Source organism: Citrobacter sp. Cb041, assembly GCF_030336655.1.
GTDB lineage: Bacteria > Pseudomonadota > Gammaproteobacteria > Enterobacterales > Enterobacteriaceae > Citrobacter > Citrobacter braakii.
Map to the genome: position 1 here is coordinate 262,926 of NZ_JAOWDD010000028.1, position 26,519 is coordinate 289,444.

Below are 26,519 nucleotides of genomic sequence, written 5' to 3' on the forward strand. Positions count from 1 at the left end.
GCTACCATGCATCGCTCAGCTAACCACCCGTAAAATCGACCATGAAATTTCCCGGTAAACGTAAATCCAAACACTATTTCCCCGTCAGCGCGCGCGATCCGTTGCTGCAACAAATTCAGCCAGAAAATGAAACCAGCGCAGCCTGGGTGGTGGGTATTGACCAGACGCTGGTGGATATTGAAGCCAAAGTTGATGATAACTTTGTAAAACGTTATGGATTAAGTGCCGGGCACTCTCTGGTGATTGCAGATGATGTCGCTGAAGCGCTCTACCAGGAACTGGTGCGTGAAAATTTGATCACCCATCAGTTTGCGGGCGGTACTATCGGTAATACGATGCACAACTACTCCGTGCTGGCGGATGACCGCTCGGTGCTGCTGGGTGTGATGTGCAGCAATATCGAGATTGGCAGCTATGCGTACCGCTATTTATGCAATACCTCCAGTCGTACCGATCTGAACTACCTGCAGGGCGTAGATGGACCGATTGGTCGCTGCTTTACGCTGATTGGCGAGTCCGGTGAGCGTACCTTTGCAATCAGCCCTGGGCATATGAACAAGCTGCGGGCGGATAGCATCCCTGAATCGGTGATTGCCGGAGCGTCCGCGCTGGTGCTGACGTCCTATCTGGTGCGCTGCGAGCCGGGCGAGCCAATGCCGGAAGCGACCATGAAGGCGATCGAATTTGCTAAAAAACACAATGTACCGGTGGTACTGACGCTGGGCACCAAATTTGTCATTGCCGATAATCCGCAGTGGTGGCAGGCATTCCTGAAAGAGCATGTCTCAATTCTGGCGATGAATGAAGAAGAGGCCGAAGCGCTGACCGGCGAAAACGATCCGCTGCTGGCGTCCGACAAGGCGCTGGATTGGGTGGATCTGGTGCTGTGCACAGCGGGTCCGGCGGGTCTGTATATGGCGGGCTTTACGGAAGAAGAAGTCAAACGTAAAACCCAGCATCCGCTGCTGCCTGGGGCCATTGCCGAATTCAACCAGTACGAGTTTAGCCGCGCCATGCGCCATAAAGATTGTACTAATCCGCTGCGTGTGTATTCGCACATCGCGCCGTATATGGGCGGGCCAGAGAAGATCATGAATACCAACGGCGCTGGCGACGGCGCGCTGGCGGCATTACTGCATGATATTACCGCTAACAGCTATCACCGCAGCAACGTGCCTAACTCCAGCAAGCACAAGTTCACCTGGCTGACCTATTCGTCGTTAGCCCAGGTGTGTAAATATGCGAATCGCGTGAGTTATCAGGTGCTGAACCAGCATTCCCCGCGCCTGACGCGCGGTTTGCCGGAACGCGAAGATAGCCTCGAAGAGTCGTACTGGGATCGTTAAATCATGCACATGCCGGATAAGCGATAGCGTCATCCGGCAACGACATCAGCCTGTAACGACCACCTCACCAGCAGGCGGCGTTTCAATCAGTTCCAGCATGGTACGGGCGATTTCACGCTCACCCATGACGACCTGATTGGCGCCGCGTTCGGTAATGTATTCCACCTCGTCGTCATAATGCGCGCGGGCGATAATTTCAATCGACGGGCACTTCTCGCGTGCTGAAGCGACAATTTCACCCGCTTCATAGCCATTGGGAATAGTCAGCAGCAGCCAGCGTGCGCAATCCAGATGCGCCAGATTCATAATTTCTTCGTTGGCGGCATTTCCCAGCACCGCGCGGATCCCGCGCTCGCGCAGTTCATCCACTCGGGTACGTGAGGTTTCGATAACTACCAGCGGGATCCCCGCAGCCATCAATTTCTCGCCCAGCAGGCTACCGACGCGCCCAAAGCCAACCAGCAGGGCGTGATTGCAGATATCCACCGGAATTTGCTTCTCTTCTTCAATAGCCTCTTCTAGCGTCTGTTCTTCCAGCGTTTCTGTTTTGGCGAGATATTTTTCTAACACCGCGAACAGCACCGGGTTAAGCATGATGGACAGGATCGCCCCCGCCAGCACCAGATTCTGTCCGGCCTGCGGCAGCAGGTTTAACGCCATGCCCAGACCCGCCAGGATAAAGGCAAATTCACCAATCTGCGCCAGGCTGGTGGCAATGGTGAGCGCTGTGCGTTGGGAGTGACCAAACAGGCGCACCAGGAAATAGGCGGCAAGGGATTTACCAAAGATGATAATCGCCAGCGTGCCCAGCACCGCCAGCGGCTGCTGAATCAGAATCATGGGATCAAAGAGCATCCCGACGGAAACGAAGAACAGTACGGCGAACGCATCGCGCAGCGGCAGGGTGTCATGCGCCGCACGGTGACTCAGTTCAGATTCGTTCAGCACCATGCCGGCGAAGAATGCCCCCAGTGCAAAGGAGACATCGAACAGCTCCACTGCGCCAAATGCGATACCTAATGCGAGGGCGAGGACTGACAGGGTAAACAGTTCGCGTGAGCCGGTTGCGGCGCTGCGGGCCATAATCCACGGCACCAGGCGACGACCGACCAGCATCATAATTGCGATAAACGCCACCACCTTACCGATGGTAATGCCCATATCTACGGCCAGCGAGGCAAAGCCGACATCTTCTTTTTCCAGCATTCCAGCGACGGCTGGCAGGAGAACCAGCGTCAGCACCATCATCAGGTCTTCGACAATCAGCCAGCCAATGGCGATTTGCCCGCGCTGACTGTCAATGAGCTGCCTTTCTTCAAGCGCACGCAATAGCACTACGGTACTGGCGGTTGAAAGACACAGACCAAATACGATCCCAACCATCAGCGACCAGCCCATCACCGCTGAAAGCGCCATGCCCAGCAGCGTTGCCACCGCTATCTGGGCAATCGCGCCGGGAATGGCGATAGACTTTACCGCCATCAAATCCTTCAGCGAAAAGTGCAGCCCCACGCCGAACATCAGCAGGATTACGCCAAGCTCGGCCAGTTCAGGCGCTAACTTGGTATCAGCAACAAAACCAGGTGTAAATGGACCGGCCAGAACGCCCGCTAACAGATATCCCACCAGAGGAGAAATACGTAGTTTATTGGCAATCATGCCTAATATAAAAGCGAGCACAAGGCCGCCGACAATGGTGGTGATAAGCGGGGTGGCGTGATGCATTCCGTCTCCTTTGGTTGCTGTGATAATCCTGAAAACTCAAACGACGAGTAATAGTTTATGACAATTTTGATGTTTTTGTTTGTGAATAATTATTGAATTTTGATGAAAATAGGATTTTAGACGTAAAAAAGCACGGATCGGAAAAGTACAGCGGTATGTGAGAGGCAAAGGCTGATGGCTACTGTAAGTCTGACGGCCAAAATTTACTTTTGGCCGTCAGAAAATCAGGCTTTATGTCGGTTATCAGGTAAGAATATGGTCAGTATCCCCAGTAGTGGCAGGAAAGCACATATTTTGTAGACCAAATCGATGCTGGTATGGTCGGCAATCAGCCCTAACACCGCGGCTCCCAAGCCGCCCATGCCGAAGGCAAAACCGAAAAATAGCCCAGAAACCATGCCGATACGGCCAGGAAGCAGTTCCTGCGCGTAGACCAGAATGGCAGAAAATGCCGATGCGAGGATAAAACCAATGATCACGGTTAAAATCCCGGTCCATTCCAGCGTTGCGTAGGGTAAAAAGAGGGTAAAGGGTGCTACGCCGAGGATAGAGCCCCAAATAACATATTTTCTGCCAATTTTATCGCCCAATGGTCCACCAATCACCGTCCCGGCTGCGACGGCAAACAGGAAGGCAAACAGGTGAAACTGGGCATTTTGTACCGATAATCCGAATTTTTGCATCAGATAAAAGGTGTAATAGCTGCTGATGCTCGCCATATAGAAGTATTTGGAGAAAATCAGCACCAGCAGGATGCTTACCGCCAGTACCACTTTATTCCGTGGTAACGGATTCACGATGGCGACTTTCGGTTTTCCTTTACTCATCCGGTGCTGCGCAGCATACCAACGGCTGATTTGCGCCAGAACGACAATCGCTAATAACGCAGCCAGCACAAACCAGGCCACATTACCCTTACCATATGGCGCGATGATGACAGCCGCCAGTAACGGTCCCAGAGAGCTACCGAAGTTGCCGCCAACCTGAAAAATTGACTGGGCAAGACCGTGACGACCGCCGGAGGCCATTCGCGCCACGCGGGATGATTCCGGGTGAAATACCGAAGAGCCGGTACCAACCAGCGCTGCGGCGAGCAGGACCATATGGAAACTGCCGGCCATGGCCAGCAAAACAAGCCCACTCAGCGTGAAGCACATCCCAATGGGCAGCGACCATGGCATCGGGTATTTATCCGTCCAGTAACCCACAACCGGTTGCAGCAGTGAGGAAGCAAGCTGGAAGGTCAGGGTAATCATCCCTATCTGCATAAACGTCAGCGAGAACTCTGACTGCAATAGCGGATAAATCGCCAGGATCAGCGACTGGATCATATCGTTTAGCAGATGGGAGAGGCTGATTGCCCCTAAAATGCCAAATGAGGTGCGTGCTTTAGCAACCGACGCTGACGCGCCAGCCACTGGCTGGGTTGGTTCACTTATTGCCATAGAAAGTCACTTCTGTTTGGGTTGCGATTATGAGGGTAATCTAATTTGTTATTATTACCTGACTAACATACCTGCGGAAGGTGTTTGAAGGAAGTCTCATTTCTGAAAACATTTTCGGCTATTATTTTCAGTAGCTGTAATTTTATGCCCGAACTAATTCGACTTACAGGTAGGCGGCAAACGCGAGAGTCCCAGGAGCTTACTGCATAAGCGACAGGGGGAAGTGAGCGCAGCCAACGCACATGTAATTTGAATGATAACGGGTATGGCGGTTGATATTGAGTCAGGGAGTGAAATATGAAGTTTTTAAAACGGGGCGTGGCGCTGGCGTTATTAGCCGCATTTGCGCTGGCAGGTCAACCTGCACAGGCGTACGAAAAAGATAAAACCTACAAAATTACCATTCTGCATACCAACGATCATCACGGTCACTTCTGGCGTAGCGAATACGGTGAATACGGGCTGGCGGCACAAAAAACGCTGGTGGACGGTATTCGTAAAGAGGTGGCTGAGGAAGGAGGCAGTGTACTGCTGCTTTCCGGTGGCGACATTAATACTGGCGTACCGGAGTCCGATCTGCAGGATGCGGAACCTGATTTTCGCGGAATGAACCTGATTGGCTATGATGCGATGGCGGTCGGAAACCACGAGTTTGATAATCCGCTTAGCGTATTGCGCCAGCAGGAAAAATGGTCCAAATTCCCGTTTCTCTCGGCCAATATCTATCAGAAAAGCACCGGCGAGCGTTTGTTTAAGCCGTGGGCCATCTTTAAGCGTCAGGATTTAAAAATTGCCGTACTCGGTTTAACCACTGACGATACGGCGAAAATTGGCAACCCAGAGTTCTTTACCGATATTGAGTTCCGTAAACCTGCTGATGAAGCCAAACTGGTTATCCAGGAACTGAATATGGGGGAAAAGCCGGACATCATTATTGCGACCACCCATATGGGACATTATGACAATGGCAATCACGGCTCGAACGCGCCTGGCGACGTAGAAATGGCGCGCAGCCTGCCGGCGGGATCGCTGGCAATGATTGTGGGTGGTCACTCGCAGGATCCGGTATGTATGGCCGCGGAAAACAAGAAGCAGGTTGATTACGTACCGGGTACGCCGTGTGCGCCAGACAAGCAAAACGGGATCTGGATTGTGCAGGCGCATGAGTGGGGGAAATACGTTGGGCGGGCGGACTTTGAGTTCCGCAATGGCGAAATGAAAATGGTTAACTACCAGCTCATCCCCGTCAACCTGAAGAAAAAAGTGACCTGGGACAACGGTAAAAGTGAGCGCGTACTCTACACCCCGGAAATTGCAGAAAATCAGCAAATGCTTTCTCTGCTGACGCCATTCCAGAATAAAGGCAAAGCGCAGCTCGACGTGAAAATTGGTAGCGTCAATGCGCGCCTCGAAGGCGACCGTAGCAAAGTCCGTTTCGTACAGACCAACATGGGGCATTTACTGCTGGCTGCGCAAATGGCGCGAACCAGCGCTGATTTTGGCGTGATGAGCGGCGGCGGTATCCGTGACTCCATCGAAGGCGGTGATATCACCTATAAGAGCGTGCTGAAGGTGCAGCCGTTCGGTAACATCGTGGTGTACGCCGATATGAGCGGGAAAGAGGTGATTGACTATCTGACCGCCGTGGCACAAATGAAGCCGGATTCCGGGGCCTATCCGCAGTTTGCCAACGTCAGCTTCGTGGCGAAAGACGGCAAGCTTAACGATTTGAAAATTAAAGGCGAACCCGTTGATCCAGCCAAAACCTATCGCATGGCAACGCTGAGCTTCAATGCCACCGGCGGCGATGGCTATCCGCGAATTGATAACAAGCCAGGCTATGTGAATACCGGGTTTATTGATGCGGAGGTGCTGAAAGAGTACGTGCAGAAGAACTCACCGCTCGATGCCGGTGCGTATGAGCCGAAGGGCGAGGTAAGCTGGCAGTAACAGGGCAATTTGGGGCATCATTTTATCCGCTCCTCCGGGCCGCCCTTCATGGCGGCCCAATAATCCTACTTATTACCTCTATGCTCCGGTTCCTGCGCGCTGGCCGAGTCCAAACTGTCTTCACCAATCACACCCTGTAATCGCAGTAGGCTCAATCGCCGTATCACCGGGCAAAAGACAATTAATCACGGCGTGCGATATCGGCGAATTTCGCATCCAGAATTTTCGCCAAATCGCCTGCTGCCAGTTCAATATCCAGCCCGCGTTTGCCGCCGGACACATAAATGGTGTCAAACGTCTGGGCGGGAGCGTCGATGAGCGTCGGCAATCTTTTTTTCTGCCCCAGCGGACTGATGCCGCCTACCAGATACCCGGTGGTTCGCTGCGCGATCATCGGATCGGCCATATCGACCTTTTTGGCTCCCAACGCCCTGGCGACCTTTTTGAGATCCAGTTGACCGGCTACCGGCGTAACGGCAACCGCCAGGTGCTTCATATCGCCATTCACGGCAACCAGTAGCGTTTTGTAGACCTGGTCCGCATTCAGACCTAACTTGCGTACCACTTCGTCACCAAAGTTCGTCTCGGACGGATCGTGATCGTAGGTGTGGATCTGAAAAGAAATTTTGTTTTTTTCGAGTAATTTAACGGCGGGTGTCATAGCAATTTTCCTGGCCCAGACAAAATACGACACAAGCATACGCCTGATGTCTGTCTAAAAAATAGTACCATCTTGCGCAATAGTGTTGGCAGGATGATGACTTTGAGCGACAATCGAACTACACCGATGCTTTAAGCGTCGGGATCATAATAATGATGAAATTCCTCTTTGACGGGCCAATAGCAATATTGGCCATTTTTTTACCGTAACATCTCCGGCAAATTTCCTTCTCCGTACAAATGCAGCGCGCCAACGGCCACGACATAGTGCCCGGCAGGCATCGCCCTGAGTCGATCGCGCCAGGCCGCATTACGCTGATGCATCAAAACGTCATACAGTGACTGGCTAAAAGTATTGGGTAGAGTGAGTTCGCTATTGCGTGGCGGCGTTTTAAGCCACCAGCCCATCATCTGTTGTAGCAGTCTGGCATTGGTATGCCAGTGCGTCAGGGTATCGTCCAGCAGAGCCAGTCCGTTATCGGGTAACTGACACAACAGCTCGATTTGGCTGGATGCGCCTTCCAGCTCGATTATGGGTTTATGCACCTGTTTTGCCGCATTCAGGAGTTGGTAATCAATGCCGTATTCTGCCCGCAACCCCAACTGCTGCGCCTGCGTTGCCTGCAAGACCATGGCGATTTGCCACAGCGGCTGGGTAGACAGCAGGGAAGGGGAAATACCCAGCTCGTCGGTGACTTTGTGCAGATTATCTAACAGCTCTGGGCTGATGCGCTCTTCCAGTGCGGCAAAGGTCGGAAGGTTGGCAAACGGCGCGTCGTCGCCGGAAACATCGGCTTCGACAATGAGCGCATCGGCACGCTGGAGCTTTTTGAGTAATTTGGCAGGCAGAGGCGCCATATCGCGGCTGCCCATGTGAATACTGCCAATCAGGTGAAAATGGCGGTTACCGGGCAAGGAGATGTCGATGGCAGGCCAGGTATAGTGGTTGCCGCGTAGCGCGGTGAAAAATGATTTTACCCGGTACAACAGATCCATACGGCCTCCCTAAGTAGACTTCCATGCTAGCGCGTGGTCCTGGAAGGTGCAAATACACTTCATCATTCCCTCAGCCTCTTTATTGGCAGCGAGCAAAAACCCCAGTCACATAGTTGGCTATGCTCCTGGGGTTTTTATACTTGCCGCCTTAATGCAACGCGAATGATTTGGGGCTCCGTTCAGAGCGGCATCCGGTAAAGGCTTACTCTTTAGGTTTGAAGCGCAGCAGTCGGTTAGCGTTGCTCACCACGGTAATGGAGGAGAGCGCCATCGCCGCCCCGGCAACGACCGGGTTGAGCAGTGTTCCGGTGAACGGCCACAAAATCCCGGCGGCAACGGGGATACCGATGCTGTTATAGATAAACGCGCCGAGCAGGTTCTGCTTCATATTGCGCAGCGTTGCCCGGGAGATAGACAGCGCATCGGCAACGCCCATCAGGCTATGGCGCATCAGCGTAATCGCGGCGGTTTCAATCGCCACATCGCTGCCGCCACCCATGGCAATCCCTACATCAGCCTGAGCCAGCGCAGGCGCATCGTTGATACCGTCACCGACCATGGCAACCTGACGCCCCTGGCTCTGCAGACGTTTAATCGCCTCGGCTTTACCGTCCGGCAGAACGCCAGCAATCACCTCATCAATACCCGCCTCTTTGGCAATGGCGTTGGCGGTCGTTGGGTTGTCGCCGGTGAGCATCACCAGACGATACCCGGCGCGGTGCAGACGCTGGAGCGCTGCCACGCTGTCGCTACGCAGAGGATCACGTACCGCTAACAGCGCTGCCGCTTTACCGTCAATCGCTAACAGAACCGGGGTTGAGCCTTGGGAAGCCTGAGCGGTGATTTCAGCCTCCATTTCAGTGGTATCTACCTGCTGTTCATTGAGCAGCGCCTGGTTCCCCAGCAGCAGCGAATGGCCTTCCGTTTCGCCACTGACGCCTAAACCGCGCAGCGTACGGAAACCGTTGACCTGCGGCAGCGTGACATCACCTGCTTTGTCCAGAATCGCCCTGGCTAACGGGTGGCTGGAACCCTGTTCAAGGGCCGCTGCCAGACGAATTGCCAGCGCTTCGTCGGTATTGCCAAACGTTTTGATGGCGACAACCTGTGGTTTGCCTTCAGTTAGCGTCCCGGTTTTATCAAACACGATGGTATCGAGCGTGCTGGCGCGCTGCAGCGCATCGGCATCACGTACCAGCACCCCAAATTCAGCGGCACGCCCGACGCCGGAAATAATCGACATCGGCGTTGCCAGACCCAGCGCACAAGGGCAGGCAATAATCAGGACGGTGGTGGCGATTACCAGCGTATAGACAATCTGCGGCGCCGGTCCAAAGAAATACCAGATAGCCGCACTGACCAGCGCAATGGCGACCACGACCGGAACGAACACCGAGGAGATGCGGTCGGCCAGTTTGCCAATTTCCGGTTTGCTGCTTTGCGCCTGGCGCACCATACGAATAATGCGCGACAGCGTGGTGTGACTGCCAACAGCGCTGGCGCGGAACAGCACGCTACCGTCCTGTACGACCGTACCGGCGTGGACGCTATCGCCTGCACCTTTTTGCTGTGGAATCGGCTCACCGGTCAGCATGGCCTCATCCAGCCAGGCTTCACCCTGAGTGATTTCGCCATCAACCGGAACGCGGTCACCGGTGGTCAGGCGCAGCAACATTCCAGCCTGCACCTCTGCCAGCGGCACGTTCTTTTCACCTTCGTCAGTGACGACGCGTGCGGTCGGCGGTGTCAGATCGAGCAGTTTTTCCAGTGCTTTAGACGAGCGTTGGCGAGCCCGCGCTTCCAGCATGTGTCCGAGGTTAATCAGACCGATAATCATGGCACTGGCTTCATAATAGAGGTGTCGCGCTTCCATCGGGAACCATTGCGGCCAGAGGTTGACGCTCATGGAATAGAGCCATGCCACCCCCGTACCCAGCGCCACCAGCGTATCCATGGTCGCGGTGCCGTTCATCAGGCTTTTCCACGCATTGCGGTAAAAGTGACCGCCCGCGAAAACCATCACGGCAAGCGTTGCCAGACCAATCATCAGCCACAGGCTGCGGTTGTCGTCGCTCACCATCATGTTGTCGCCAATCATGCCCCATACCATGACCGGGATACCCAGGAGCAGCGCGACGGCTGCCTGCCAGCGAAAACGTTTCATGGTTGCCACGGCGGTTTCTTGCTGACGCTCGCGACGCTTAGCATCATCTTCAATCGCTTCTGCGCCGTAGCCCGCTTTTTCAACCGCCTGTACTAAATCTGCGGCGGAGGCACTGCCCATTACCAGCGCAGTGCGTTCCGCCAGGTTTACCCGTGCCTGCGTGACGCCCGGTACACTTTGCAATGCATTTTGTACGCGGGTCACACAACTGGCGCAGCTCATGCCGTTTAACAGCAACTGTTGGCTGTCATCATCAGCCGTAGCTGCCGGAAGCTCGGAAGGGACCGCTGCCAGTGCTTCCGACGGGATTGATGACTCCGTCAGCGGTTTAGCCTTTGGGTGGCTTAACTCCGCGCCGTAACCGGCTTGTTTGATGGTTTCAATCAGCGCTTCTGCGCTGGCGCTCCCGGTAACATGCGCTTCTGTCACGGTGACATCCGCTTGCTCAACGTCCGGACGTTGTTCCAGGCTTTCTTTAACGCGTTTTACGCAGTGACCACAGGACAGGCCGTCCAGGGTTAGATCGATTGTTTGAGACATAACCAACTCCTTTTTTGCAGGATTAACTGACTGTGATAAAGGTTAAACCTTCCAGCAAGGGGAAGGTCAAGGGCGTTTTTAGAAAAGGTGAAAAAAGGGTGTAAAGGGAGAAAAAACGGGAACGCCACGTCAGGGGTTCCCGGTCTGTTATTGATTGAGGACGATAATCGGCGTTCGATGCTTCGGTTCATTTATGACCGTGAGATCGGCACCGTACAGCGCGTTCAGCGACCGTTGCTTCAGAACATCCTGCGGATATCCGTTATCAACTATCCTGCCGCCTTCCATCAATACCACACGGTCGGCATAGCGCGCCGCGAGGTTGAGATCGTGCAGGACGCAGCAGACGTTAAACTGCCGTTCACGCACCAGACGACGTAGCAGACGAAAAAGGTGCTGCTGGTGGTGAATATCCAGCGCGGAGGTGGGTTCATCAAGAAACAACCATTTCGGCCCAGGCTCGGGCTCCCAAAGCTGAACCAGCAGGCGCGCGAGCTGTACCCGCTGTTGTTCTCCTCCCGACAGATGCCGGTAATCGCGTGCGGCCAGCGTCTGGCAATCACACAATGCCATGATGTGCTCCGTTTCATCGCCCGTATTGCGCGTACGATACGGATGTCTGCCCATGCGAATGACCTCCTGCACGCTAAACGGGAAGGCCATATGACTATTCTGGCGCATCACGGCACGGGTTTTTGCCAGCTCGGTGATTGACCACTTGTCCAGCGGCTTGCCAAACATGCTACAACGCCCACTGTGGGGCTGCAGATATCCCGTAAGCTGGCGTAGCAGCGTCGATTTCCCGGCTCCGTTCGGGCCAAGAATCGCGATGATCTCTCCATCAGGTAGCGTCAGGGAAACGTCGTCGGTCAGTCGTCTTCCCTGAATGTGGTAGACCAGATTTTCAGCGACGATCATGACACCCTCCGGCTACGCAGTATTAACCACAGGAAATACGGTCCACCGATCAGGCTGGTTAACAGGCCAACGGGCATTTCGGCTGGCTGAACAAGTGTGCGGGCCAACGTGTCGGCAATCAGGAGTAAACAGGCACCGGCCAGCGTAGAGCAGGGAATCAACCAGCGATGATCGGCACCGGTCGTCATTCTGATCAGATGTGGGATCACCAGGCCAATAAAACCAATTACGCCGCTGACGGAAACCGCAGCGCCAACCAGGAGCGAACTGAGCAACAGTAACTGCTGACGCTTACGTTTGACGTTTACGCCGAGGTAATGCGCCTCTTCATCACCCAACTGCAGTAAATTAAGCGTTCCCGCCATGCAGATGGTGACAACAATGGCTGGAAGAACAAACGTGCTGGCAACCAACAGCGTTGGCCACTGGGCCTGGCCGAGATTTCCCATCATCCACAATGTAAGTTGACGTAGCTGCTGCTCGTCGCCCACATAGCTCAGTACGCCAATAGCCGAACCGCACAGGGCATTGATAGCGATACCGGCTAACAGCAGTTGCATCATTCCACCGTGGTTATGACGCTGGCTTATCAGGAAAATAATCGTGCAGACCACCATGCTGCCTGCAACGGCAAAAATCATCTGCTCATACAGCACCAGCACTACGGGGAACGAAAATGGGATAACTATCGCGATGCCGACCATCAGCGCGGAGCCGCTGCTGACGCCAAGCAGGCCAGGATCGGCCATCGGATTGCGAAAAAGTCCCTGCATGATGACCCCTGCCGTCGCCAGCGCAGCACCGACCAGAACGGCCAGCAGCACGCGAGGCAAGCGGATGTTTAACCAGATATCACGATATTCGTCGTTGAACAGGGCGCTGAAGCTAATGTTCAGCGCTCCCTGGCTGGCACCGAAGAGCATCAGAGCAACCAGCAAAAGAGAAAGACCCGTCAGGATGCTGACGGAAGAAAGCGAGTCCTTAAGCACGTAACGCTCCATAACGTCTTTGCGGCGCGGAGTTCCCGCGCCGTGAGGGGTTTACGCGGGTTTCAGTCCCGGCTCAACCAAACTGTAAATCTGGTTATTGAGTGCCGGCGCAGTGGCCAGTTCGTGGATATGCTTCGCAACATCTGCACGCATCACAAAGCCGTGACACTCCTGAGCCTGTATTCGTTGCGCCTGGCCTGTGGCTGCACCGTTCAGCAAACCGCCGGGGCGGAGAATGGCGTAGTCCAGTCGACTGGTTTGTAGCCAGCTTTCAGCCAACGATTTTTCCCGTACAGCCTGACCAAATGCGGCCTTTGCGCGTGAAGAAAGAAAAGGCCAACTGTCACCGCAGCCGAGTGAGGTCACCAGAATCATGCGCTTGATCTCCGCTTTTTCTGCTTCATCAATGACGGTTCTGTGCGCCAGATAATCCTGGGCGCCGCCCATGGAGGAGATCACCGTGGCATGTTGACCCGCTGCGCGGCAGGCACAGGCGGTGACCTGACTATCGCAGGCGTCGCCGATGAAGACCTGCACACCTTTTTCCTGCAACCCAGCAGCGACCTGTGCGTTGCGAACGACGGCAATCACCGGACGTTGTTCCGCCAGTGCGAGTTCAAGCGTTTTCGCACCGACGCCGCTACCACCCGCACCAAAAATGAGCCATGGAGCCATCAGGCATGTTCCTTTAAAGATGAAGACAACGCGTGAAAGGCGCTGACCTGTTCGGCCAGTAGCTGTCGATGTTCATCCCGACCGAGGAAAATTTTGAACATCGCGCTACCCGCCTGGTTAAAGAAGAGAATGGACGCGGTGTCCATTCCCATAAATTTGCGTTCAATCAGGGCAATATGCGTACAGTTTTCTGCCTTGATATGACCGGTCATGCCTTTTTTGCCGCGCAGGTTGAAGTAGCCATGACGGTGGAATCCGGAAGGTAATTCACCGGTGAATTCCAGAATGACATCAGCAGTATGGACCAGGGTGGTGACTTTGCCCCATTCGCTGACGGTTTCCCAGACGGTATCAAATTGATCGCCGGAAACCAGCGTCGGGGAGGGGAGGTTTTTCACCACCTCCAGCAGCGTGGTGTTGTACTGGGCAGCGATAGCTTCCAGCGTACCGTCCGGTTCAGTTTTCAAAAAATCCTGTAAAGAGACATGGCTCATAATTCACTCCTGGTATGGTTGTTCTACCGCAATGCGCGGCGCGTTAAGTGCCTGAATAAGTTCATCAAGAGACTGCAAAATATTGCTTGCCCAAAAACGCCCTTCATTGGTCAGGCGCACACAGGTGCTGGCATCTCGCGTCAGTCCTGCGTGATGCCATTGGGTCAGTAGCGGGGTCAGTTTTTGTGCATGAGGCGTCAGTTCATCCAGCGGGACGCGGGCCGTTTCAATGCCCGCCTGGAGAGTGTGTCGCCACTGGAAACCACGCTCGGCGGTACGCATCATCATCATTAGCGGTTTTTTCCCGGCGGCGATAGATTCATGCCATGTCGTCAGATTGCGCTCGACCATCCAGGAATAGCCATTGACTGATCCCCCGGCGCCTGAGCCGAATGCCAGACAGTCCGCTCCCTGTTTAATCAGCAGGTTGTACAGATTGCGTTCACGCGTGGTACGCGCCCAGTGGCTGTTGCTGATGCAGCGCCAGCCCGCGTTGTCCATGAAATCGCAACCCTGAAGATAGAGATCGCGACGTTCGGCGGGAGAGGGAACGGTTGTGCGCCCGGTTTCAACTGCTTTGCCAAGCGGTGTATTGGGGATCAGGTTCAGCGCATAAAGATCTACGCCGTCGAGGCCGATGTCACGGGCAATCGCCAGATCGTCGCCCCACTGTTTTGCATCTTGTCCTGGCAGACCAAACAACAGATCGCATACCACGGCGGCACGATCCCGTTTTACCAGCCCCTGCATAAAGGCAATTGCGGTCGGGCCGTCTGAGGTGCGCGCCATTTTCTTGCGGATCCGGCTGTTAAAAGATTGAATACCGATCGAAAACCGATTGGCGCCAGCGTCAAGGCAGGCATCAATTCGCGCATCGTCAAAATTGAGCACTCGTCCCTCAATGGTAATTTCGCAGTCCGGCGCCAGCGGTAACTTTTCACGCAGCGCGGTGATGATTCTGCCCAGATCCCGTGCTGACAGCGCTGAAGGCGTACCGCCGCCAAAATAGACGGCGTGAATTGGGGCTGACTGATGTAACGCGCTATCGGCTTCCATCTCGATTTCGCGCAACAGCGCGTTGGTGTAGCGGGCGCAGTGATCTTCTTCGAACCGGTTTTGATAAAAACCACAGAAAGTACAATGCGTTGCACAAAAAGGGATATGCAAGTACACCAGCCGTTTACGCGGCGGGGTAGGCTGGCTGATAACATCCTGCCAGGTTTGTGACAATAGCTCTTTGGCAATCGGAATCGCCCCGCGCCATGGCATTGTGGCGCGGCGATCCTTAAAGGGCTGACTTCCCTCAAGCGCAAAATGCGCGGTGAGATCCAGCGAGTGTTCAGTTTTCATTCTTTTTTATAAATCCAGTTAGTGAGGCCAGAATTGCTGGTGCAGGGCTTCAACCGCATCGGCGACGCGAGGCCCCATTCCCAGAATCAGCGCCTGGTCTACCGCCACAATGCGCTGATTTTTCCAGGCCGCAGTGTGGGTAATACCGGCAATCGCGCTCAGACGAGCCAGATCGCCATCCACCATTTGCGACGTCACCACGATCACCTCCGGGTTGGCGGCGATCAGCGACTCCGCGCTGTAACTTTTATACTGCGCGTGGGTGGCGACATTTTGTGCGCCCGCAAGGGTCATAATGGCATCGGCAACGCTGCCCTTGCCGGCGACCTGCGGCGCGCTGCCGCCAGCGGAGAGAATGAACATGGCTTTGACCGGCGCATTCTTCGCCGCCACGCTGTGCTGAACACGATCCAGACGTTGATGCAGGCGATTGACCAGCGCTTCACCTTGTTCAGGAATGCGCAGCGTTTGAGCCAGCTCCCGAATGTTGGCGTACATCTGCTCGACGGTGGCCGGTACGCGCGGCAATGTAACGACGTTAACTTTCTGCGCCCGGAGCTGATCCAAAACGATTTGAGGGCCTGCATCCTGCCAGGTGATAAAGCTGTCCGGGTGCAGCGATAAAATGCCCTCGCTGCTTAACTGCTTCCAGTAGCCGATATGCGGGAGTGCGGCAGTTTCAGGTGGGTATGAGGTGGTTTCATCGACGCCAACCACCCGGTTGCCGACGCCCATGGCGTAAATCAGTTCGCTAAGCGAACCGCCCGCCACCACCAGGCGGTCAGCGGACTGGGCGCTGAAAACACAGGCGAGGCTCAGTAAGCCAATCATGAGTTTTTTCATCGTCAGAAATTCCACGCAAAGCCAACAGCGGCATTGAAACCAGCGTCTGGGATAGATTCATGCGCGGTTCTGTAACGCTTGTCGGTCAGGTTGTTGAGCGCGAGGTTGACCTGATACTGGTCCTGCGGACCAAACTCGGTGTTGAATGCGAGGTTAAGCGTGGCCCAGCCTGGGTAGTTTATTTCCGTGGTGCCGGTATTATCTTTGGCGCGGGACGCCGCGCGAATAAAGACATCGGACGTCACGTTAGCGACATTCATCAACCAGGTATGTTTCAGGCCAACGCGCCCGGTCAGCGTGGGTTCGCCGGTATCCCAGGTTTTTATGGTGTTGCCTTCGTATTGACGGCGAATGAGATTACCGCTCAGGTAGGGGGAAACCGCCCAGCCGTTGTATTCTGCGGTTAATTCCATGCCCCAGGTTTTGGCACGATCGATGTTGTCGTAGTAGTAATAGCCGCCGCGGGAAGAGGTGGTGTTGCCGTTGCAAACGGGTTGGCCTGAACAGGCCAGACTGGCGATATAGTCTTTGGCTTCGGAGTAATAAATAGCACCGTCAATCAGCCACATATTCCCTTTATACCGCGCGCCCAACTCATAGTTATTTGAGTGTTCCGCCTTCAGGTTTGGGTTGCCGTAGGTAACGCTGCCGCCGGCGGATGTCTGCATGAACAACTGAGTAAGCGTGGGGAAGACATAGCCCTGGGCGTATGCAGCCCGGAGTTCAAGATCTTCAAAGCCGGAATAGCGCAGGCTGGTCGAGGTCACCAGTTCATCATCGTGAACGGAATTTCCCCCGGTGGATTGCCAGGTGGTGCCGCTGCTTTGGATAGTTTGCGTATCGTTGCGATTGAGTTTCGAAGACAGCCAGTACTGGCGTGCGCCCACGGTCCACGTCCAGTCATCGGCAAAGCGCCAGTCGTTTTGCGCGAACAGTGAGGTGTTGCTTTGTTCCGCTTCGTTATATGACAGGGTACGGGTTTGCGTATCGAAGAAGCCGGTAGCCGCAGTCTGGCGCGTACTGCCGTCCGTGTCCTGTTTTATTTTGTCATGCTGATACTGAGTGCCAATCACCAGCGTGTTGTTAGCCGGAAGGGAGATATTGCCCTGCAGCGTTACACCCTGGGTATATTGTTTGTCGTTGGTATTGGTTCGATTGCTTACCGTCAGCGCTTTAATCATCGGGCTGGGGATAATCTGGGTCGTTTTGACCCGGTTTTCAAATTTGCGCTCTATTGTCTGGGTGTATGCGTCAAAATGGATGTTCTTCAGGTAATCCCCGTCGGCCGCGTAGTCGTAGAAAAGACCGATTTTCTCGCGTTCCAGCTTAGGAATTTTGACGCTAAAGTCATCGAACTGACCTTCGGGATCGTCAAACCAGGTTTGAGTGGATAGCTTATAACGGTCGAGTGAGAGCCCAATTTTGTGGCGATCGAGGTTGTAGCCAAGCCACACTCCCTGGCCGTTATTACGGAAGTTGGTGTCGGGCAATCTTCCGTCAGGTGTATCGCGATCCCCCTGGTCGGAATAGCTGCCATTGATACGGTAGTCAAAGTTACCGATGCTTCCCCAGGCTGCCGCTGACTCTTCCCATCCTGCCGTTGCGGAGTTATAAACAGCCTTAACGCTACCACCCAGAGGCTTATCGCCGCCTTTTTTGGTAATAAAGTTCACGACGCCGCCAATTGCCTGCGAACCGTAGAGGACAGAATAAGGGCCTTTGACCACTTCAATACGTTCCAGCGCGGATTCGTCAATCAGTAAACCGGCTCCGTAGTTTTGTCCGGCACGTTGGTAGCTGACGACCTGGCCGTCTATCAAAATCAGCACCCGCGAAGAAGCTTCGCCACGGATACGAATTTGTTTCCGACCTGCGAGAGCGTTATCGGTAACTTCGACACCGGGGATATCTTGTAAATCATCAGCAAGAGAAACGCTGGTGGAATTTTGTAGCGTCTGGCGATCGATAACCTGAATGGTTGCCGGGCTATCCCAGAGACTACTTTCTGTGCGGTTAGCCGTAACGATCACCGTATCTTCGTCGGACGTTGAACCGTGTGTTGGAGAGGTCGCTGCAAAAGTAGCGCCGGACATGCATAATGTCAGGGCTGAAAGAATAAATGGCCTTTGGTTAATCCGTGGCAACATAAGAGAACCTTTATTGAATGTAAATGACCATCATTATCATTCGCGTTTGTATATAAAATTGTTTCCCTTTGTTCAAGATGAAAGGTGCAGAACCGATGCATCTTTTGATTTGAGTCAATTTTGCGTGGTCAATAAATGCTGAAATGTGATCTGAATCGGATATAACAATGTGAATTAAAAGGATTTGTGCATCGCTGTGATGGTGGAAAATGCGCGGGTTCTTGGGTAAAGGATTACGGCAATGTGGGCTATAATGTGGCTCAGTACCAACAAGATCAGCGGGGGGAATGTGAATATTAGCGATGTTGCGAAAAAAACCGGTTTAACCAGCAAAGCGATACGCTTTTACGAAGAAAAGGGGTTAGTGACGCCGCCGCTGCGTAGCGAAAATGGCTATCGCACATACAACCAACAGCATCTGAATGAGCTTACGCTGTTGCGACAGGCACGACAGGTTGGTTTTAACCTGGAAGAGTGCGGCGAGTTGGTGAACCTGTTTAACGATCCGGCGCGTCACAGCGCAGATGTGAAAAAGCGTACGTTAGAAAAGGTGGCGGATATTGAGCGCCATATCAGCGAGCTGCAGGCTATGCGCTTGCATTTGTTGGCGCTGGCGGAGAGTTGCCCTGGCGATGACAGCGCCGAATGCCCGATTATTGATAATCTCTCCGGCTGCTGCCACCATAAAGCGAAGGCTTAACGAAGTGGCGGATTAAGCATAAACACCACCGTGCCGCGGTACCACGGTGATTTCTCAAGTTGCGCTTCAGCCTGCGGGTCCCGGCTACCGTTTTGTACCAGCCCCAGCTTAAATGGAATGCGCAGACGACTGAGGGCGGGCAGATACGCCTGATAATTCGGTACCGTGTGACGTCCCTGATAGCTCTGGACCACCAGTTCATCGACCGCCAGCGCGTTCAGCGTGGCAACGTCGCCCGTTTTTGCCCAATCCAGTAGTCCGGTTACGCCAAGTGCAAACTCGGTCGGTAGCCGTTGGCGTAACTGCTGCAGAAAGTGGGCGTAATCGGCAAGCTGATGGGTCGCCGCGTCAAAATCAACCTGCAGGCCGATGACGTGATTCCCGGCCGCCTGCCAGCGTTGCATCAAGCGTATGATGCGCGCCGGAATCTCCTCCGGTACGTCGAGAGTGGTAAAGCGCACGGTCAACCAGATAGAGGGGAAAGTCAGGCGATTAACAGGCAGTCCGAGACGCTGGAACACCACGTTACCTGAACGTACCAGTACCTCGCCCTGATGCAGATAGACCGTTTGTGCGTTTTTCAGCTCGTCACTGGCCTTCACTCCGGACCATAGCCAGAAGGCCGGATGTTCACGGGCGGCGACGATTTCCGCCGCCTGTGCCTGGCCGAGCAGTAGCGCAGTTACCAGTAGTATTTGAGTTTTTGCGCCCACGGACTTCCCGGATACTGCGTTTTCAGTTGGGTGAACCAGCCTTTACGCTGTAGTTTATCTACTTCCTCACCGCCGCACTCGTTAGAGCCTGACGGCGCATAGCACATGATGGCGCGATACAGCGCAAAGCTCTTATCTTCAACCTCTGCTTTTGGCGATGTGATCACCTGCTGGTAGTAGCTTTGCCTGTCGAACTGGCCGAACGGTTTCTTGCGCGAGATTGCTGATTCAAGCACATCGTTGCCGGAACTGTTTTTCCATAAATCAACGTGGGTTTGCGTAGTGCGGAAAAATTCGCCTAAGCAGTTCAGGGCGTGGGCATCATGCGCTTGTTTGCTCAGAACCGTTACCGTTTCATTGAGGCTGCGACAGGTATAACCGCTCTCGGCAGAGTCGCCGTTCCAGTCGAAAATACTCAGATTAACGTCATCAAACGCTTCGCCAATGACTGGCGGCGTAATGGCGCTGGCCAGTTTTCTGTCATTCAGCCAGTCGTCAAAGCGATGCTCAGTGAGATCCCGCACCAGCAGCGTATGCAGGGCGATGGTACGCTCTTCGTTATTAGGACCGTGGACGGCTTGCTGGCGCAGCAGTTCAGGCGTGGCCTGGGTTTTCAGCACCTGCGAGCGAAAGCGCAGGTTGGTCACTGCGCTTTCTGGGGCGAAAATTGCCGCTACGTCGCCGCTATAAACCAGCGTCGCGGCTAGCTTAGCCTGCACATACTGCTGCTGTTCGTTGTCCTGGCTGAGCTTCAGCAATGTCTGCCAGAAATCACGTGCGGTGGTCCATTTCTGCTGGCCCATCAGCGCTTCGCCGTACAGCACCTGTTCGCTGAAGGCCAGCGTATCGTGGGCCGGAAGTTTCTGCGCCGGAGTAACTGCCGAAATAATCGCCGCGTAGTTGCCCGTTGCCAGCCACAGATTCAGCTGCAGATCGCGCCATAGCGGCAGTTTTTGGCTCTGCTCAAACACCGGTTTGCTGGCGTCAAGCTGGGCCTGCGTCAGCGTTGGTTTGTTGTTGTTATTCAGGCGCAACGCGCGCAGCAGTTCGATATAGCTGACAAGCGGCGCATCGGGGAAAGCCTCCTCCACGGACTGTTCGTAGAACGCCATGCCGTAGACATTATCGTATTCGATGACGATCTCACGCAGTTGCTGTGCGTCAGCCGACTGCTGGAGCGTCTGCTCATACAACCCCGCCAATTGCGGCCACGCCTGTAAATACCAGTTGATACGACGCAGCATACCGTGCGAGGAAGCGGCGTACAGGCCTTGCGGGTAGTGTTGCAGATAGGCTTGCGCCAGCGTCTGAGCCTGAGAAGCGTCCTCACGGTTAATTTTTGCGATATCAAAATCGCCGTACTCGCCCACGCTGTTCTGGCTGCTTTTGTTCAACGCCGCACGTATCAGCATGTATTGTGCGGTCTCAGCCAGCCACGGACGATCGCTTTTGGCTAGCTGAGCGAAATCCTGTTCGGCGCTGGCATAATCACCGGCATAAAAACTGGCGGCCGCTGCCAGATAGCTTTTGTAGGACTGAGCTGGAGAATCTGCTGGGAGAGTGGCAAGCGATGACTCAATCTGCTCGCGGGTTGCCCCGGATAACAGTCCTGTACGCGCCTGGGCCAGGGCCTGACGCTGATTTGCCGTTAACGTTGAGTCGGCCAGCAGTGCGGCAAAAAACGCGCTGACGCTCGCGGTATTGTTCGAAACATGACGGTTCTCAAGCTCAGCGTCGTTGACGTTTATTTCGTCTGCGCTAATGTTCAGTTCGGCTATCTGTCGGAACAGGGGGCTGTCTTCGGCAGATACCTGCGCTGCGGCTGGCTGTGGGGCAATGTCATCCCACTGCGGATGATACGCAAAATAGAAATCGCGGGAGCGGGTGATGTCCGCCGGCATCGACTGCACCGGCAGAGCAAATGATTTCTCCTGGCTCAGCAGCCGCAGCAGGTTATCGCGGCTGTCGTTTTCCGGATTGAAGGTGGGCGTGCCTTTCAGCAGGCAGCTGTCGTCGCTCCATTTGCAGTCTTCCATATCGAAAGAGGCGAATACCTGCGGGGCGGCGACCAATAATGAGCAAAGGGCAAAGGTAAGGGATGTCTTCCTGACCATAGTCTTATTTCCTGTCTTTTCAGTGTGATACCGCTGTAATAATCAGGGTAATTCCCTCAACGGCAATGACTTCAACCTGCGTTCCGGCGCTCAAATCGTCGCGGGCGCTGACGGGCCATGAGCTGTCGCCGACGCGCATATGTCCGCGGCCATTGACCAGGGCGGTTTCCAGAATAAATCGACGGCCAACCAACTGCTGCCCGCGCTGGTTAAGATGGCTGTCGGCGGGTTTCTGATCTTGTACACGCCTTGCCAGCCACTTCCACCACAGCCAGGCTGCCAGTAGGGTGAGTACGGCGAACATCGCCCCCTGCCACGCCCAGTCAAGCGGGATAAGCCACACCACCAGGCCGGTAATCACCGCCGCCACGCCGCTCCACAGCAGATAGCCGTTACCGCCCAGCATCTCGGCGGCGAGTAGCAGACCGCCGAGGCTGAGCCAGAAGATGTGCGGGTGCACCAGAATCATCGCTATCATGATTTTTTCCGTTCGCTGGCGCTGTCTTTCACCAGTTCGGCGATCCCGGCAATGGACCCCATCAGGCTGCTGGCATCCAGCGGCATCATCACCACTTTGCTGTTATTCGACGAACCGATGTGCTGCAGCGCTTCGGTGTATTTCTGCGCCACGAAGTAGTTCACGGCCTGAATATCCCCGGCGGCAATGGCCTCCGAAACCATCTGCGTCGCGCGGGCCTCGGCTTCTGCGGAACGTTCACGCGCTTCAGCCTGTAAAAATGCCGACTGGCGTTCACCTTCCGCTTTGAGGATTTTCGACTGTTTCTCACCTTCGGCCTTGACGATTTCTGCCTGACGGATCCCTTCCGCTTCAAGAATATAGGCACGCTTGGTACGTTCGGCTTTCATCTGCGCGTTCATGGCGTCGATAAGTTCTGCTGGGGGACGCACATCGCGGATTTCAATACGGGTGATTTTGATGCCCCAGGGATTCGTGGCCTCATCAACGATATGCAGCAGGCGCGTGTTGATGTTGTCGCGCTGGGAGAGCATTTCATCGAGTTCCATCGAGCCGAGAACGGTACGAATATTGGTCATGGTCAGGTTGATGATCGCCAGTTCCAGGTTGCTGACCTCATAAGCCGCTTTTGGCGCGTCGATCACCTGAATAAAGCAGACGGCATCGATCGCGACGTTGGCGTTGTCTTTGGAGATGACTTCCTGAGAGGGGATATCAAGCACCTGTTCCATCATGTTGATCTTACGACCGATGCGGTCCATGAACGGTACAACAAGGTTTAAACCCGGTTGCAGGGTTTTGGTGTAACGGCCAAAACGCTCGACCGTCCACTGATATCCCTGCGGGACGATTTTGACGCCAGCACCGACGATGACCAGCGCGACAAAAATGAGAATAGGAATAAAAATGAGCATTGATGAAACCTCCTGTTGTGTTGTCCTTTACTGCCTCATTAGTCAAATTATACCCGATTTATCAGGGTGGGCTCCCCTATAATAAATTACAGGGATAGACTGTCTGCACGAAAGAGGTAAAAAAGGGATTGGTAATGGAAGAAAGCAGCATTCTGCTTCAGTTAAAAAATGTCGCATGGCAGGCAGGGGCGACGCAGGTTCTCAATAACATCTGTTTTAATCTCCGGGCCGGAGAATTTAAGCTGATTACCGGCCAGTCTGGTTGCGGTAAAAGTACGTTACTCAAGATTGTGGCGTCATTAATTAGCCCGACTGCCGGTGAAATTCTCTTTGAGGGCAAGGAGATAAACACTCTTAAGCCTGAAACATATCGCCAGCAGGTTTCTTATTGTGCGCAAACGCCCGCGTTGTTTGGTGACACCGTTTACGACAACCTCATTTTCCCCTGGCAAATCCGCGATAAACGTCCGGATCCGGATGTGTTTCTTGCCGATCTGGCCCGTTTTGAGCTACCCGAAACGATCCTCAAAAAAAACATTAATGAGCTGTCCGGCGGTGAAAAGCAACGCGTCTCGTTAATTCGTAATTTACAGTTTCTGCCAAAAATCCTGCTGCTTGATGAAATCACCAGCGCGCTGGATGAAGCCAATAAACGGAATGTGAACGAATTAATTCACCACTATGTTCGCGATAAGAATATTGCTGTGCTGTGGGTGACGCACGACAAAGATGAAATTAATCATGCGGATAATGTCATAACCCTTCAACCGCACGCCGGGGAAATGCAGGAAGTAAGCAATGAACGAGCATAATATTACCAATGAATCACTGGCGTTAGCGATGATGCTGGTGGTGGTCGCGATACTGATCAGCAACAAAGAAAAACTGGCGCTGGAAAAAGATATTCTCTGGAGCGTTTGCCGGGCGGTGGTTCAGCTTATTATCGTTGGTTATGTGCTGAAATATATTTTCGGCGTTAACCACAGCATTCTGACCTTATTGATGGTGCTGTTTATCTGTTTCAACGCGGCCTATAACGCGCAAAAGCGCAGTAAATATATTGATAAAGCTTTTCTCTCGTCATTTATCGCCATCACGGCGGGGGCGGGGTTAACGCTGGCGGTGCTGGTTCTGTCAGGCTCTATCGAGTTTACCCCAATGCAGGTGATCCCAATTTCCGGCATGATTGCAGGCAATGCGATGGTTGCGGTAGGGCTGTGTTACAACAATCTGGGGCAGCGGTTTAACAGCGAACAGCAGCAAATTCAGGAAAAACTCAGCCTCGGTGCGACGCCGAAAGTTGCCTCCGCGCCGCTGATTCGCGACAGTATTCGCGCTTCGCTGATCCCGACGATCGATTCAGCGAAGACCGTGGGACTGGTGAGTTTACCGGGGATGATGTCCGGGTTGATCTTTGCAGGTATTGATCCGGTAAAAGCGATTAAGTATCAGATTATGGTGACGTTTATGCTGCTTTCGACCGCCAGTCTGTCAACCATTATCGCCTGCTACCTGACCTATCGGAAGTTCTATAATTCACGTCACCAACTGGTGGTGACGCATTTGAAAAAAAACTAATGGAGTACCGGATGGCGCGGGCCTACGGGGAGATTGTAGGCCCGATTAGCGCAAGCGCCATCAGGCAAATGCAGCGGATTAGTACAACAGCGCGTACAGCTGGCGGCGGTATTTCGAGGCCAGCGCATCGCCGGTGCCCAGTGCGGCAAGGATCTCCTGGAAGGTTTTACGCGCCTGACCGTCGGCTGCAGTGAGATCTTTCTTCAGGTGACTGAACAGCAATTCCAGCGATTCCTCGTTACGTCCAACCTGGTGTAACTGAATGGCCAGTTGAGTTGCCAGCGCCGCATCCTGTGGATTGCTGGCGACCTGCTGCTGCAACTGTTGGATTTCAGGCGTATCAGCCGCCTGCTTCAGCAGTTCGATCTGTGCCACCAGGCCCTGATAACGGGTGTCCTGATCCTGCAATGGGATAGTTTTCAGCACCGCTTCAGCTTCGTCTGAACGGTTCAGGGCGATTTGCGTTTCCGCCAACAGTAGGCCAATTTCGCTGCTCTGGTTGGAGATCTGCCAGGCTTCTTTCAGCAGCGGCAGCGCATCAGCGTGATTGCCGGCTTCGATGAACTCGATCGCCTGGCGCGCTTTCAACTCTTCTTCGCTCGGTAACACTTTCTCCAGCAGCGCGCGAATAACTTCTTCCGGCTGCGGGCCCTGGAATCCATCTACCGGCTGACCGTTCTGGAACAGATAAACCGTGGGGATCGCGCGCAGACCAAACTGGGAGGCGATCATCTGCTCGGCGTCGCAGTCTAACTTAGCGAGAATAAACTGACCGTTGTACTGAGCAACAAGGCTCTCCAGTACTGGTGTTAATTGCAGACAATGCTGGCTGCGCTCAGACCAAAAATAGAACAGGACCGGCGTGGTCATCGACTGTTCAAGGGTCTGCTGGAGGTTCGATTCGTTAATGTTAACAATATTCTGTGTGGACATGGAGTTACTCTCTTTTGTCGATTTCTTGTTACATGGGGGCTGACGCGCGTGCTTCAACTCAACCCTGTAAAATTTTGTCCATTATGCGGCCTGGCAACAGGCGCTTCAGTAGCATAACTGCCCAGGTCACCAGCGTAACCGGATAACGCAGCTTTGGTTTGTCGCTCTCAAACGCATGACGCACTTTGGCGACAACCGCTTGTGGCCCCAGCGTAAAACGCGCGGCAATTCCGGGGTTTTCCACGGGAGCATCGCTCTGGGTCTGATTGACGTTTTCGGTAAAGCGGGTGCGAATAGGGCCTGGCTCAATCAGGCTGACCTTAATCCCGCTGTGGCGCAGCTCCATACGCAGCGCGTCGGACCAGGCTTCCAGCGCATATTTGCTGGCGGCATAGGCCCCGCGTCCCGGCGTTGAGATCAATCCCATTACCGACGAGGTCATCACAATTCGTCCTTCGCCGTGGGGTAGCATAGCGGGTAACAGGCGCATGGTAAGCTGATGTGCGCCAAAGAAGTTGGCGGAAAACTGCTGTTCCATCTGCTCGCGGCTGATGGTTGGCAGTGGGCCATAGACGCCGTATCCGGCGTTGTTAAAGATCCCATACAAACGATTTTCGGTCAGAGCGATCACCTCATCAGCCGCGCGATCTACGCTCTCGGGTGAATCCAGATCCAGCAATATGCCGGTGAATCCCATGCTGTTCATACGCGCCACATCGTCAGGTTTGCGACAGCCTGCCAGAATTTGAAAACCCTGGCGCTTTAGCTCAAGCGCGCTTTCCAGACCGATTCCGCTGGAACATCCTGTTATTAAGACCGATTTTTGCATAACTTTACCTGTCAGGAT

Annotated in this window: 23 protein-coding genes; 5 read left to right on the top strand and 18 right to left on the bottom strand. The window is 54.1% G+C overall.

The window, feature by feature from the left end; genetic code table 11:
* Positions 1 to 41 precede the first annotated feature (41 nt).
* Positions 42 to 1,346 carry an inosine/guanosine kinase gene (gene gsk, locus OGV52_RS03800; protein ID WP_016152086.1) on the top strand — a complete coding sequence of 435 codons (1,305 nt, stop codon included), beginning with the start codon at positions 42 to 44 and terminating at the stop codon, positions 1,344 to 1,346.
* Between the two features lie 45 nt (positions 1,347 to 1,391).
* On the opposite strand, the gene ybaL is transcribed toward gsk, so the two are convergent.
* Positions 1,392 to 3,071: a YbaL family putative K(+) efflux transporter gene (ybaL, locus tag OGV52_RS03805; RefSeq protein ID WP_016152087.1), complete on the bottom strand. Its 1,680-nt coding sequence runs from the start codon at positions 3,069 to 3,071 to the stop codon at positions 1,392 to 1,394.
* A 224-nt stretch (positions 3,072 to 3,295) separates the two neighbouring features.
* The gene (fsr, locus tag OGV52_RS03810) at positions 3,296 to 4,516 is read right to left on the bottom strand and encodes a fosmidomycin MFS transporter (protein ID WP_016155879.1); all 1,221 of its coding nucleotides are present in this window, start codon (positions 4,514 to 4,516) and stop codon (positions 3,296 to 3,298) included.
* A 297-nt stretch (positions 4,517 to 4,813) separates the two neighbouring features.
* On the opposite strand from fsr, the gene ushA reads away from it, so the two are divergent.
* Positions 4,814 to 6,466, top strand: coding sequence for a bifunctional UDP-sugar hydrolase/5'-nucleotidase UshA (gene ushA, locus OGV52_RS03815; RefSeq protein WP_016155880.1), 1,653 nt, complete (start codon positions 4,814 to 4,816; stop codon positions 6,464 to 6,466).
* 181 nt (positions 6,467 to 6,647) lie between these two features.
* Here the strand turns inward: ushA and ybaK are convergent, their stop codons facing one another.
* The 10 genes from ybaK to OGV52_RS03865 form a co-directional block, all read right to left on the bottom strand.
* Positions 6,648 to 7,127 carry a Cys-tRNA(Pro)/Cys-tRNA(Cys) deacylase YbaK gene (gene ybaK, locus OGV52_RS03820; RefSeq protein WP_016152092.1) on the bottom strand — a complete coding sequence of 160 codons (480 nt, stop codon included), beginning with the start codon at positions 7,125 to 7,127 and terminating at the stop codon, positions 6,648 to 6,650.
* 200 nt (positions 7,128 to 7,327) lie between these two features.
* Complete coding sequence (locus tag OGV52_RS03825; protein ID WP_047358021.1) at positions 7,328 to 8,122, bottom strand: TraB/GumN family protein; 795 nt, start codon at positions 8,120 to 8,122, stop codon at positions 7,328 to 7,330.
* A gap of 202 nt (positions 8,123 to 8,324) precedes the next feature.
* Positions 8,325 to 10,826, bottom strand: a complete 2,502-nt coding sequence (gene copA, locus OGV52_RS03830; protein ID WP_016155883.1) for a copper-exporting P-type ATPase CopA — start codon at positions 10,824 to 10,826, stop codon at positions 8,325 to 8,327.
* Between the two features lie 147 nt (positions 10,827 to 10,973).
* Positions 10,974 to 11,744, bottom strand: coding sequence for a heme ABC transporter ATP-binding protein (locus OGV52_RS03835; RefSeq protein ID WP_287108105.1), 771 nt, complete (start codon positions 11,742 to 11,744; stop codon positions 10,974 to 10,976).
* Entirely contained in the window at positions 11,741 to 12,733 is a 993-nt protein-coding gene (locus OGV52_RS03840) for a FecCD family ABC transporter permease (protein ID WP_016152096.1), read from the bottom strand. The genes OGV52_RS03835 and OGV52_RS03840 overlap by 4 nt, the downstream gene beginning before the upstream one ends.
* A 51-nt stretch (positions 12,734 to 12,784) precedes the next feature.
* Positions 12,785 to 13,408: an anaerobilin reductase gene (chuY, locus tag OGV52_RS03845; RefSeq protein ID WP_016152097.1), complete on the bottom strand. Its 624-nt coding sequence runs from the start codon at positions 13,406 to 13,408 to the stop codon at positions 12,785 to 12,787.
* Positions 13,408 to 13,902: a heme utilization cystosolic carrier protein HutX gene (hutX, locus tag OGV52_RS03850; RefSeq protein ID WP_016155886.1), complete on the bottom strand. Its 495-nt coding sequence runs from the start codon at positions 13,900 to 13,902 to the stop codon at positions 13,408 to 13,410. The genes chuY and hutX overlap by 1 nt, the downstream gene beginning before the upstream one ends.
* Before the next feature lie 3 nt (positions 13,903 to 13,905).
* On the bottom strand, positions 13,906 to 15,252 hold the full coding sequence (hutW, locus tag OGV52_RS03855; RefSeq protein WP_287108106.1) for a heme anaerobic degradation radical SAM methyltransferase ChuW/HutW: 1,347 nt from the start codon (positions 15,250 to 15,252) through the stop codon (positions 13,906 to 13,908).
* Positions 15,253 to 15,270: 18 nt separating this feature from the next.
* Entirely contained in the window at positions 15,271 to 16,095 is an 825-nt protein-coding gene (locus tag OGV52_RS03860) for a heme/hemin ABC transporter substrate-binding protein (protein WP_016152100.1), read from the bottom strand.
* 2 nt (positions 16,096 to 16,097) lie between these two features.
* A complete protein-coding gene (locus OGV52_RS03865; RefSeq protein WP_287108107.1) occupies positions 16,098 to 18,242 on the bottom strand; it encodes a TonB-dependent receptor plug domain-containing protein in 2,145 nt (714 codons plus the stop codon).
* A 289-nt stretch (positions 18,243 to 18,531) separates the two neighbouring features.
* On the opposite strand from OGV52_RS03865, the gene cueR reads away from it, so the two are divergent.
* On the top strand, positions 18,532 to 18,942 hold the full coding sequence (gene cueR / locus OGV52_RS03870; protein WP_029139441.1) for a Cu(I)-responsive transcriptional regulator: 411 nt from the start codon (positions 18,532 to 18,534) through the stop codon (positions 18,940 to 18,942).
* Here cueR and OGV52_RS03875 read toward each other — a convergent pair.
* The 4 genes from OGV52_RS03875 to OGV52_RS03890 are packed head-to-tail and all read right to left on the bottom strand — an operon-like array spanning position 18,939 to position 23,161.
* A complete protein-coding gene (locus OGV52_RS03875) occupies positions 18,939 to 19,655 on the bottom strand; it encodes a DUF3142 domain-containing protein (RefSeq protein ID WP_053389379.1) in 717 nt (238 codons plus the stop codon). The genes cueR and OGV52_RS03875 overlap by 4 nt on opposite strands.
* Positions 19,625 to 21,769 carry a PA5441 family protein gene (locus OGV52_RS03880; RefSeq protein WP_287108108.1) on the bottom strand — a complete coding sequence of 715 codons (2,145 nt, stop codon included), beginning with the start codon at positions 21,767 to 21,769 and terminating at the stop codon, positions 19,625 to 19,627. Before OGV52_RS03880 ends, OGV52_RS03875 begins: the two co-directional genes overlap by 31 nt.
* 19 nt (positions 21,770 to 21,788) lie before the next feature.
* Entirely contained in the window at positions 21,789 to 22,247 is a 459-nt protein-coding gene (locus OGV52_RS03885; protein WP_016152105.1) for an NfeD family protein, read from the bottom strand.
* Positions 22,244 to 23,161 carry an SPFH domain-containing protein gene (locus OGV52_RS03890; RefSeq protein WP_016152106.1) on the bottom strand — a complete coding sequence of 306 codons (918 nt, stop codon included), beginning with the start codon at positions 23,159 to 23,161 and terminating at the stop codon, positions 22,244 to 22,246. The genes OGV52_RS03885 and OGV52_RS03890 overlap by 4 nt, the downstream gene beginning before the upstream one ends.
* Before the next feature lie 134 nt (positions 23,162 to 23,295).
* Here OGV52_RS03890 and fetA point away from each other — a divergent pair, with 134 nt between their 5' ends.
* Positions 23,296 to 23,973, top strand: a complete 678-nt coding sequence (gene fetA, locus OGV52_RS03895) for an iron efflux ABC transporter ATP-binding subunit FetA (protein ID WP_019076194.1) — start codon at positions 23,296 to 23,298, stop codon at positions 23,971 to 23,973.
* Positions 23,960 to 24,739, top strand: a complete 780-nt coding sequence (gene fetB / locus OGV52_RS03900; RefSeq protein ID WP_016155894.1) for an iron efflux ABC transporter permease subunit FetB — start codon at positions 23,960 to 23,962, stop codon at positions 24,737 to 24,739. Before fetA ends, fetB begins: the two co-directional genes overlap by 14 nt.
* A 78-nt stretch (positions 24,740 to 24,817) precedes the next feature.
* Here fetB and OGV52_RS03905 read toward each other — a convergent pair whose 3' ends face one another.
* Together OGV52_RS03905 and OGV52_RS03910 are read right to left on the bottom strand one after the other, a co-directional pair.
* Positions 24,818 to 25,672 carry a co-chaperone YbbN gene (locus OGV52_RS03905; protein ID WP_016152110.1) on the bottom strand — a complete coding sequence of 285 codons (855 nt, stop codon included), beginning with the start codon at positions 25,670 to 25,672 and terminating at the stop codon, positions 24,818 to 24,820.
* Between the two features lie 58 nt (positions 25,673 to 25,730).
* The gene (locus OGV52_RS03910) at positions 25,731 to 26,501 is read right to left on the bottom strand and encodes an SDR family oxidoreductase (RefSeq protein WP_047501869.1); all 771 of its coding nucleotides are present in this window, start codon (positions 26,499 to 26,501) and stop codon (positions 25,731 to 25,733) included.
* Positions 26,502 to 26,519 lie beyond the last annotated feature (18 nt).